The organism is Embleya sp. NPDC025285, assembly GCF_055558835.1.
This window is the reverse complement of the sequence record NZ_JBVHLU010000197.1, coordinates 1-9,674: the sequence shown is the minus strand read 5'-3', so window position 1 is coordinate 9,674 and position 9,674 is coordinate 1. Positions and strand designations below refer to the sequence as shown.

General features: G+C 73.5%; 9 protein-coding genes. 6 read left to right on the top strand and 3 right to left on the bottom strand.

Annotation, left to right across the window (positions count from 1 at the left end):
* Positions 1 to 294 precede the first annotated feature (294 nt).
* From ACZ4FV_RS50725 to ACZ4FV_RS50715, 3 genes are all read left to right on the top strand, one after another.
* Entirely contained in the window at positions 295 to 1,128 is an 834-nt protein-coding gene (locus ACZ4FV_RS50725) for a HipA family kinase (protein WP_465328163.1), read from the top strand.
* Positions 1,128 to 1,520: a DUF3037 domain-containing protein gene (locus ACZ4FV_RS50720; protein WP_395865301.1), complete on the top strand. Its 393-nt coding sequence runs from the start codon at positions 1,128 to 1,130 to the stop codon at positions 1,518 to 1,520. Before ACZ4FV_RS50725 ends, ACZ4FV_RS50720 begins: the two co-directional genes overlap by 1 nt.
* Positions 1,521 to 1,652: 132 nt before the next feature.
* On the top strand, positions 1,653 to 1,826 hold the full coding sequence (locus ACZ4FV_RS50715) for a hypothetical protein (protein ID WP_395865303.1): 174 nt from the start codon (positions 1,653 to 1,655) through the stop codon (positions 1,824 to 1,826).
* 60 nt (positions 1,827 to 1,886) lie between these two features.
* On the opposite strand, the gene ACZ4FV_RS50710 is transcribed toward ACZ4FV_RS50715, so the two are convergent.
* From ACZ4FV_RS50710 to ACZ4FV_RS50700, 3 genes are all read right to left on the bottom strand, one after another.
* Positions 1,887 to 2,726 (bottom strand): N-acetylmuramoyl-L-alanine amidase, encoded by an 840-nt coding sequence (locus ACZ4FV_RS50710; RefSeq protein WP_395865305.1) that lies wholly within the window; start codon positions 2,724 to 2,726, stop codon positions 1,887 to 1,889.
* A gap of 173 nt (positions 2,727 to 2,899) precedes the next feature.
* A complete protein-coding gene (locus ACZ4FV_RS50705; RefSeq protein ID WP_465328160.1) occupies positions 2,900 to 5,338 on the bottom strand; it encodes an ABC transporter permease in 2,439 nt (812 codons plus the stop codon).
* Positions 5,335 to 6,060, bottom strand: a complete 726-nt coding sequence (locus ACZ4FV_RS50700) for an ABC transporter ATP-binding protein (RefSeq protein ID WP_395865901.1) — start codon at positions 6,058 to 6,060, stop codon at positions 5,335 to 5,337. The genes ACZ4FV_RS50705 and ACZ4FV_RS50700 overlap by 4 nt, the downstream gene beginning before the upstream one ends.
* Positions 6,061 to 6,356: 296 nt before the next feature.
* Here ACZ4FV_RS50700 and ACZ4FV_RS50695 point away from each other — a divergent pair, with 296 nt between their 5' ends.
* From ACZ4FV_RS50695 to ACZ4FV_RS50685, 3 genes are all read left to right on the top strand, one after another.
* Positions 6,357 to 7,544 (top strand): sensor histidine kinase, encoded by a 1,188-nt coding sequence (locus tag ACZ4FV_RS50695; protein ID WP_395865309.1) that lies wholly within the window; start codon positions 6,357 to 6,359, stop codon positions 7,542 to 7,544.
* Positions 7,541 to 8,173, top strand: a complete 633-nt coding sequence (locus tag ACZ4FV_RS50690; RefSeq protein ID WP_395865903.1) for a response regulator — start codon at positions 7,541 to 7,543, stop codon at positions 8,171 to 8,173. The genes ACZ4FV_RS50695 and ACZ4FV_RS50690 overlap by 4 nt, the downstream gene beginning before the upstream one ends.
* 180 nt (positions 8,174 to 8,353) lie before the next feature.
* Entirely contained in the window at positions 8,354 to 9,577 is a 1,224-nt protein-coding gene (locus tag ACZ4FV_RS50685; protein WP_465328158.1) for a beta-ketoacyl-[acyl-carrier-protein] synthase family protein, read from the top strand.
* Positions 9,578 to 9,674: the final 97 nt, after the last annotated feature.

Sequence of the window (9,674 nt, the reverse complement as noted above, 5' to 3'; positions counted from 1 at the left end):
CCGTGGGGGGCGGGTGCTCTCTTGGGTGGCGGAAAAGAGAAGAAAACACCACACCCCCCCCCCCCCCCCGAGCCGGCGACGAAGTCGCCCAACAAACAGCAACGCCTCACCCACGACTCCGGCCCCCCACCCCACGCCCCCACCCACGACCCCGGCCCGCCACCCCACGCCCTACCCACGACCCCGGCCCGCCACCCCACGCCCTACCCACGACCCACCCCCTCCCGAGCCGGCGACAAAGTCGCCCAACAGGCCGAGTGTTTTTTGCCGGACGGCGCGTGGCATTGTTCGGGAATGCTTCCCCTGGTCCATGCCATTCGTTACGTCACGCCGATGCGGGAGGGCGGTTCGCTGCCCGGCCTCGTAGAGGCCGACGATCTGGGCACCTATGTCGTGAAGTTCCGCAGCGCCGGACAGGGCGTCAAGGTGCTGGTCGCCGAGGTCGTGGTGGGCGAGCTCGCCCGCCGGCTCGGGCTGCCGGTGCCGGCCCTGGTGCGGGTCGAGGTGGACCCGGTGATCGTGCGCGGCGAGCCGGACCAGGAGGTCCAGGAACTGGTCCAGGCGAGTGCCGGGCTGAACCTGGGGATGGACTTCCTGCCGGGATCGGCCGACTTCACCCCGGCCACCTGGGAGCCGGACGCCGAACTGGCCGCGCGGGTGTTGTGGCTGGACGCGCTGACCTCGAACGTGGACCGTTCCTGGCGCAATCCGAACCTGCTCGTGTGGCACGGCCGGTTGTGGCTGATCGACCACGGCGCCGCGTTGTGGTTCCACCACGCGTGGCAGGCCGCCAAGGCGGCCGCGACGCGGCCGTTCGACGCCGCCGACCACGTGCTGGCCGCCCTCGGCGGTCCGGGCCTGCTCAAGGCGGACGCCGAGCTGGCCCCTCGGATCACCCGCGAGTTGCTCACCGAGGTGTTGGCCCTGGTCCCGGACGAGTGGCTGGATCCCGGTGACGCCGAGCGCGCGCTGGGCCTGGACAGCCCCGACGCGCTGCGTGAGGCGTACATCCGGCACCTGCTCGCCCGCGCCGCCGGTCCGCGCGCGTGGCTGCCGGAGATCGCGCCGGACGTGGTCGCGCGGCAGGGCGCGGCGCAGTCGTCGAACCGCCCGGATTGGCTCAAGTGATGACGATGAACGCGCAGCGGCAGTTCTTCGAGTACTCGATCATCCGCCTGGTGCCGCGCGTGGAGCGCGGGGAGTGTCTGAACGTCGGGGTCGCGCTGTACAGCCAGGCGTTCGGCTTCCTGGGCGCGCGCACCCATGTGGAGCAGTCCAGGTTGTGCGCCCTGGACCCGGACGCCGACGTGACCCAGGCGCGCGCGGTGCTCGCCGCGTGGGAGCTGGTGTGCGCGGGCAGCGAGGCGGCCGGCGCTCCGGGGGCCGAGCCGGTGGGTCGACGGTTCCGCTGGCTGACCGCCCCGCGCAGCACGATCGTCCAGCCCGGTCCGGTACACGGCGGCTTGACCGCGAATCCGGCGGCGGACCTGGACCGGCTCTTCGACCTGCTGGTGTTGTAGTGCGGCCGGCCGCCGCGCGCCGATCCGACGCGACGCGCGGTTGCCGGCGGCCGTTCTCTGTCCGTGCCGTGACCTGCTGCGCTACCGTGCCAAGCACCGGTTCGTTCCCGGGCTCCGAGGGTGGAGGCGACGATGATCAGTACGTACGGTCCACAAAGTCGGGGCATGGTGGTCTGCACACTCGTGCTGCTGACCATCCTGGGTTTGTACAGCGCCCTCTACGAAGCGGTCGCCTGGATGTGGCTGGTGTGGTCACTGATGGCGATCGTCACCGGTCTGCTGGTGGCCACCGACCGGGACGGGTGAAGCCCGGATCCGAACACTCGGGCGCCGGGTGCTCCGCGGCACCCGTGCCCGGCCGGCCCCTCAGGCGACCGTGAAGCCGTATTTCGCCCCCAGCCGCGTCAATGATCGCCGCCCCGGGATCCCGTCCGCGTCCGACCCGTTGTAGCCGAGCCTGCGCTGCCACTCCGCGTAGGCCCGCAGGGTCGCCGTCCCGTAGTGCCCGTCGGCCAGGTTCCGCGCGAGCAGCCCTTCCGCGACCAGGGCGTTCTCGACCATCCGGGTGCCCACGTAGGTGACCGGGGTGCCCTCGCGGCTCGGGTCGGACCGTGCCGCGGCGACCAGTTCGGCCAGGTCGACGGCCGGTCGCGGGGCGGGGATGTCGGGGACGGGGGTTCCGCCCGTGCCGGCCACGATGCCGGGGAAGACCCGGTCGTGGAACTGCCGCACGCGTGCGTCGCCGGGGCACGCGGTGCCGCTGATCGACCACTTGGCGAACAGCCGGTGATACCCGTAGCCCGGGTCGTCCCAGGCGCGGCAGATCCGCAGCGGCAGGTCGTGCCGCTCGTGCAGCCACACGCCCAGCCGGATCAGGCTGTCCATCTGGGCGTCGGTCCACGGGTCGGTGTGTTCCAGGTTGCTCGCGGTCTCCACGCTGACCGCGCCGGTGCCGTCGGATCGGCGGTTCGCCGACGCGTTGGCGTCCGCGCGGGTCTCGGTGCCGATGTACTGCCACAGGCCGCCGTCGTAGGCGCAGCCGAAGTGCGATTCGAGGTTGGTGGAATCGCGCCAGTACTCGTACATGCGCTGTCCCGACCACGGCGCGGCGATCGAGTGCAGGATGAACTGGGTGGGACGGATGGCGGGTTGCGCGTCGGATTCCGGCTGCAGCTCGCGCTTGGTGGCTCCGGGGTACCAGGCCATGGCGGTCTCCCTAAGTCGAGGTCGGGGGACGAAGTCGCGAATGACCATGGTCACGATGATTCGCCGGATTTTCCGTGATCTTCGGCAAACCCGGGCCAATCGCACCCAAGTCGGTGATAATGCCGCCCGACAACCCGCCGAACGTCACCGCGTCGGCCCGGCCCGGCCCACCCTCACGGCGCCACTCCGCGCATCGCCCGTCGGGCCGGTAGCACGCTCGCCGCGAGCGCGATCGCCAGGCATGTCACGATCGCGCAGGTCACCGGCGCCCACGGCACCACCAGGCGCACCGGCGTACCGAGCGCGCCCGCCAGTCCCGCCCGGATCCCGAGCAGCGACGGCACCGCGACCAGGCCGCCGAGCAGCACGCCCAGCACGACCACGAACGTGGTCTCCCCCGCGACCGTCCACAACACTTGGCGGCGGGTAGCCCCGGACAGGCGCAACACCCGGAAGTCGGCGACCCGGCCGGCGCCGGCCATGAGCAGCGTGTTGCCGACGGCCAGGGCGGTGTAGCCGGCGGTCGTCGCCACCAGCAGCAGGGTGAACACGTCGATCAGTCGGTCCTCTTCGGCATCGGCCCGCCGCGCGTACGCGGCGACCCCGATCTCCCGGACGCCCAGCGCGGTCGCCGCGGGGTCGCCGGGCACGATCGCCGGCCCGCCGGTGCGATGGACCACCTCGGTCAGCGCGTCCGGGTCGTGTGCGCGCAGCGTGTCCCGGGCGAGTAGTACGCCGTGCGAATCCGCGCGGTCGTCGAGCACCGCGACGATCCGCAACACCCGCGTACGCCCGTCCGCGAAGGTGAACTCCGCTTCTTGAGACGGGGGTTGCCCCAGTGCCGCCAGCGTCGAGGCGGTCACCGCGACGGTGTCGGGGCCGACCAGGTCGGCGAGTGTGCCGCGGACGGGGTCGAGCCGGTCGTGTGTGCGGGCGAAGGCGTGCGGGTCGATGCCGGCCGCGTCGACGGCAAGCCGGGCCGGGCCCGCGTACACGGTGCTCGCGAGCAGCGCGCTGCCGGTCACCCCCGCCACCGCGGCGTCGGACAGACCCGGCGTACCGCTCGCGACCACCGCGCCGCTCGCCCGCGTGGTCGCGCTCGCGTGGTCGGCGAACGCCTCGGCGCCGGTACGGGTGTTGCCGGTGATCAGCACCACGAAGGCGATCGTGGCCAGCACCGGCGCGACGGTGGAGGCGGTGCGGCCCACGGCGGCGCAGGCGCTCTCCCGCACCAGCAGCGCGCCCGCGCCCACTCGGCGGGCGAACGGGCGGGTGAGCGCGCGGGCCAGCGGGGCCACGAACACCGGGGCGAGCAGGGTCGCGCCGCTGATCGAGGCGACCGCGGTGGCCAAGGCCCAGGTGATCATCTCGGTCGGCGCCGCGAACGCGCTCGCGAGCGCGCAACCGCCGCCCAGGGCCACGCTCGCGATGCCCGCGATCCGGCGGACCCTGCCGATCGGCCGTTCGTCGACGACCGCCTCGCGCAGCGCCTCCAGCGGATCGATCCGCGCGGCCCGTCGGGACGCGGACCACACGGCGACCAGCGCCGTGCCCACTCCCACCACGAACACCGCGGCCGGGATCCAGGTCCGGACCCGGATCGTGAACCCGGCCGGTTCGAAGCCGGTGTCCACCAGCATCCCGGTCACCGCGGGTGCGCCGAGCACACCGATCAGCACGCCGGTGGCCGAACCGAGCGCGCCGAGCAGGAGCGCCTCGGCGTACAGCGCGCGTCGCACCTGTCCGGGGTCGGCGCCGATGACCCGCAGCAGGGCGAGTTCGCGACGCCGCGTGTTCACGCCGAAGGCGAACGTGCCCGCGACCACCAGGATCGTGACGAAGCCCGCGAGCCCGGCCATCGTGATGATCACCTGGGCACCGATCCACGACGTGCGGCGGGCCGAGGCCGGCGCCAGGTCGCGCCGATCCGCGCCGGTGAGCACGCGCGCGTCGGTGCGCGCCAGGGCCCGCGCGGCGGCGGCCACCGCCCGCGGGTCGGCGCCGTCGGTCAGTTGCACGCCCAGCACCCGCACACCGGGGGCCAACTCCCGGGCGCGCTCGTCGGTGACGTAGTAGCCGGGCCCGCGCACCGTGCCGCTGACGGTGTACGCGGCGGGCCCGCTCGCGGTCAACACCGTGATCGACTCGCCCGGGCGCGGCCCCAGTTCGGCGTCCACGGCGATCTCGTCGGCGCGGCGCGGGGCGTGTCCGGCGACCAGCGGAGCCGGCGCGAGCGTCGTGCTCGACCATCCCCGGCCCATGCGTTCGTCCCCGTCCCGCCCGCCCACCGGTCGGCCGCCCGACACGGCCTGCGCGTAGAAGGGCCGGTCCGCGACCACCTCCCGCACACCCGGGATCGCGGCCAGTTCGCGCACGAGTTGCCCGGTGCGCTCGGGCGACCAGGGCACCGGTTCGGCGAACTCGCCGTCGCGGTCCGTGCCGTGCGCGCTGTGCAGGAGCACGGGTGTGCCGGCGTAGCGCTCGGGCACCGGTGTGCCGCCGGTGAGTTGGATCAGCGCGCTCGCGGTGAGGATCGCGATGCCCAGGACCAGCGCGAGCAGCGAGCCCAGGAGCGCGGTGCCGCGTTCGCGCAGTGTGGCCAGGGTGTTCACGCCCGCACCTCCGCCGCGGCCGCGCGGGCGGCGATCGTCTCCGGGTCGGTGCGCCGCGTGAGTTCGTCGACCACCCGACCGTCGGCCAGGAGCACCACCCGGTCCGCCCAGGACGCGGCGGCCGGGTCGTGGGTGACCATGACCACGCTGTGGCCGTGCTCGTCGACCAGCGAGCGCAGCAGGCCCAGCACGGTGCGCGACGCGCTGCTGTCCAGCGCCCCGGTGGGTTCGTCGGCGAACAGCACGGCGGGCCTGGTGATCAGGGCGCGGGCGATCGCCACGCGTTGCTGCTGGCCGCCGGAGAGTCGATCGGGCCGGTGGCGGGCCCGATCGGCCAGCCCCACGGCGGCCAGGGCGCGGGCCACCGCGTCCGGGTCGGCCCGGCGCCCGGCCAGTCGCAGCGGGAGCGCGACGTTCTGCTCCGCGGTGAGCGCGGAGACCAGGTTCAGCGCTTGGAAGACGAAGCCGATGTGCTCGCGGCGCAGGTGGGCCAGCGCTCGCTCGTCCAGGTCGCGGGTGATCGTGCCGGCGATGGTGACCAGGCCGGAGGTGGGCCGGTCCAGGCCCGAGGCGCAGTGCAGCAGGGTGGACTTGCCGGAGCCGGAGGCGCCCATCACGGCGGTCATCGTGCCCGCGGCGATGTCCAGGTCGATCCCGTCGAGCGCGGCGACCGGGTGTCCGCCGGTGTGGAACACCCGGGTGACGTCGCGAAGCCGCACCACGACGGCGTCCGCGTGCGCCGCGGAAGGGCGTTCGACGGACGGGCGTTCGACGAACGGGCCGTCGGCGGGCGGGCGGTCGGCGGTCACGCGATCGGCGGGATCCGGGCGATCGCCCGGCGCGGCGCCGGCGGGGTGTGCGGAGGGGTCCGGAAAGTGGCGCGGCACGGCGCCGGGTCGGTTCGTCACGACGTCGAGTCAAGGCGCCGGGTGGGGGTCGGCGCATTGGTGCCGGCACTGGTTCGAACACTCCACCTGGCACTACCGACAGCGGCCCGGGTGCCGGCTACGGTCGAGCGGTGATTCCTCGCAATGTGTTGGAGGCGCTGACCGCGCGCCCGGTGGGCTTCCTGTCCTCGGCCTGGCCGTGGCGTTCGATCGGGTACCTGCTGGCGGGCGGGGTGCCCGGAGTCGCGGGCGGCGTCGCGGCGGGTGGGATCGCCGCGTCCTGGAACCGGATCGGGCCGGTCGCGGCGGTGGTCTGCGCGGGCCTGGTGCTCACGGTGCTGGTCGCGCTCGCGGGGCCGTTCGAACGGCGCCGGTTGCGCCTGGTGGCGCCGGACGCGCGGCCGGCCCGGTCCTCGTTGCGGGAGCCGGCCGGGTGGCGCGAGCTGGGGTGGGGGGCGTTGTCGGTGCTCACCCTGGGGTGGGTGGATCTGGCGGTGTTGTTCGTCGCGGTGGGGATTCCCGGTGTGCTGCTCAGCGCGCCGTGGCAACCCTCCGCGACGCCCTGGGCGTCGGTGGGCGGGGTGCTCGCGGGGCTGGTGCTGCTGCCCGTCGCGGCGTATCCGATCGCGGCGTGGGCGGGGGCGCGTTCGGCGGTCGCGATCGCGGTGCTGGGCTCGCGGGACGCCGAGTTGACCGAGGTACGCCGCTCCCGGGCCCGCCTGGTGGACGCGTTCGAGGCCGAGCAGCGGCGGATCGAGCGGGACCTGCACGACGGCGCGCAGCAGCGCCTGGTGGCGTTGACGATGAAGCTCGGGCTGGCCGCGTTGGACCTGCCGCCCGACTCGCGGGCGGCCCGGGAGGTGGCCGAGGCGCACACCATGGCCCGCGAGGCGCTGGCGGAGTTGCGCGAGTTGATCCGGGGAGTGCATCCGCAGGTGCTGACCGAGCGCGGGTTGCCCGCCGCGATTCGCGATGTCGCGGGGCGCTCGCCGGTGCCGGTGGATACCGACGTCCAGGTGTCGCGGCTGCCCGCCTCGGTGGAGGTGGCCGCGTACTTCGCGGTGTGCGAGGCGCTCGCGAACGCGGCGAGGCACAGCGGCGCCGAGCGCTGCCGGGTGCATGGGCGGATCCAGGACGAGGTGCTGGTCCTGGAGGTCGCGGACGACGGGCGCGGCGGCGCGGACCCGGCCGCGGGTTCGGGTCTGACGGGGCTGGCCGACCGGGTCGCGGCGGTGGATGGTCGGATGTTGTTGTCGAGTCCGATCGGCGGGCCGACCCTGGTGCGAGTGGAGATACCGTGCGGCGTTTGCGAGTGGTGATCGCGGAGGACGCGGTATTGCTGCGCGAGGGCCTGGTGGGCCTGTTGGAGCGGTTCGGGCACGAGGTGCCGGCGGCCGTGGGCGATGGTCCCTCGCTGGTGGCTGCGGTGCGCGCGCACGCCCCGGACGTGGTGATCGCCGATGTCCGGATGCCGCCGGACTTCACCGACGAGGGCCTGCGAGCCATCCGCGAGCTCCAGCGGGTGCGGCCGGACCTGGCGGTGCTGGTGCTGAGCCAGTACGTCGAACAAACGTTCGCCGACGAACTCCTCGACGCGCGCGACGGGGTGGGTACGGGCTACCTGCTCAAGGATCGCATCGGCGATGTGACCGAATTCATGGCCGCCCTAGAGCGGGTCGCAGACGGCGGGATGGTGGTCGATCCCGAGGTGATCCGCCAACTGTTGGCCCGGCGGCGCGATCCGCTCGCCAAGGTCACGCCGCGCGAGCGCGAGGTGCTTGCGCTGATGGCCGAAGGACGCTCCAATGCGGCTGTGGCCCGGGCCCTGGTGGTCAGCGAGGCGGCGGTGTCCAAGCACATCGCGAGCATCCTGACCAAGCTGAATCTGCCGCCTGCGGCCGACGATCATCGACGGGTATTGGCCGTTCTGGCGTATTTGCGGGGCTGAGCCGGTTACCGGTCGGTTGTCGGGTCTCCACAAGTAATAGGACGTCCTCTTTATCGGTGTCGATACCCCCGGACCGGCCTTTCCCTGACAGCGTTGCGGATCAAGTGGCCCGCACGCGAGCGCGAGTGGGTCACCCGTGTCGTGTTTCCACAATTCTTCGACAGAGCTGGGGTGCGTTCTATGACGCTCGGCAAGACCGATGTGGTGGTCACCGGGATGGGTGCGACCACGCCTTTGGGCGGGGACGTGCCGTCCACGTGGGCGGCCCTCCTCGCGGGCGAGTCGGGAATCGAAACCCTGGCCGATCCGTGGGCGGCCGACCTGCCGGTGCGGATCGCCGGACGGATGCGGGTCTGCCCCGAGACGGTACTGGACCGGGTCCGCGCCCGGCGCCTGGACCGATGTCAGCAGGCCGCGCTCGTGGCGGCACGCGAGGCGTGGGCGGACGCGGGTGCGCCGACGGTCGAGCCGGAACGGTTCGCCGTGGTGGTGGGCACCGGCATGGGCGGTGCGATGACGATGCTCGCGCAGCACGACGTACTGGCCGCGTCCGGCGTGCGCCGGGTGTCCCCGCACACCGTGCCGATGTTGATGCCCAACGGGCCGGCCGCGCAGGTAAGCATGGAACTGGGTGCCCGGGCGGGCGCGTACACCCCGGTCAGCGCGTGCGCGTCGGGCTCGGAGGCGATCGCGTACGGCCTGGACCTGATCCGGCTCGGTCGCGCCGACGTGGTGGTCGCCGGCGGCGCCGAGGCGACGATAGGCGCGTTGCCGATCGCGGGCTTCGCGCAGGCCCGCGCGCTGTCCACCTACGAGGGGGACCCCGCCGCCGCGTCGCGTCCGTTCGACGCCGGGCGGAACGGGTTCGTGATGAGCGAGGGCGCCGCGCTGGTGGTCCTGGAGCGGGCCGACTTCGCGGCGGCGCGCGGCGCGTTCGTGCACGCGTACCTGGCCGGCGCGGGGGTCACCTCGGACGCCAACCACATCACCGCCGGGTACGGGCCAGGCCAGGTCCGCGCGTTGCGGATGGCGATGGCCGAGGCGGGCGTCACCGGCGCGGACGTGGACCACATCCAGGCGCACGCCACCTCGACGCCGGGCGGCGACGCGCTGGAGGCCGCCTCGATCACCGAGGCGATCGGTACGCACGCGGCGGTCACCGCGATCAAGTCGATGCTCGGTCACCTGTGCGGCGGGGCCGGCGCGATCGCCGCGGTCGCCGCGGTGGCGTCGCTGCGCGACGGGGTCGTCCCGGCCACCATCAACCTCGACTCCCAGGATCCCGACATCGACCTCGACGTGGTCGCCAAGGAACCCCGGGTGGGCCCCCTGAACGTGGCCGTCGCCAACGCCTTCGGCTTCGGCGGCCACAACGCGGCCCTGGTCTTCACCTCGGCCAACTAGGACCAACGCCGTTCAGTTAGGTGCGGGCGCGGGTTTGTCAAGGCCGGCAAACAGAGCAGCGGAGCTGCCGTAGAAGAGGTCTGTCACTCCAAGACAT

Coding starts and splice junctions, on each gene's coding strand:
- ACZ4FV_RS50710 (WP_395865305.1), bottom strand. CDS start 2,726: ATGGCCTGGTACCCCGGAGCCACCAAGCGCGAGCTGCAGCCGGAATCC.
- ACZ4FV_RS50725 (WP_465328163.1), top strand. CDS start 295: ATGCTTCCCCTGGTCCATGCCATTCGTTACGTCACGCCGATGCGGGAG.
- ACZ4FV_RS50715 (WP_395865303.1), top strand. CDS start 1,653: ATGATCAGTACGTACGGTCCACAAAGTCGGGGCATGGTGGTCTGCACA.
- ACZ4FV_RS50685 (WP_465328158.1), top strand. CDS start 8,354: ATGACGCTCGGCAAGACCGATGTGGTGGTCACCGGGATGGGTGCGACC.
- ACZ4FV_RS50720 (WP_395865301.1), top strand. CDS start 1,128: ATGACGATGAACGCGCAGCGGCAGTTCTTCGAGTACTCGATCATCCGC.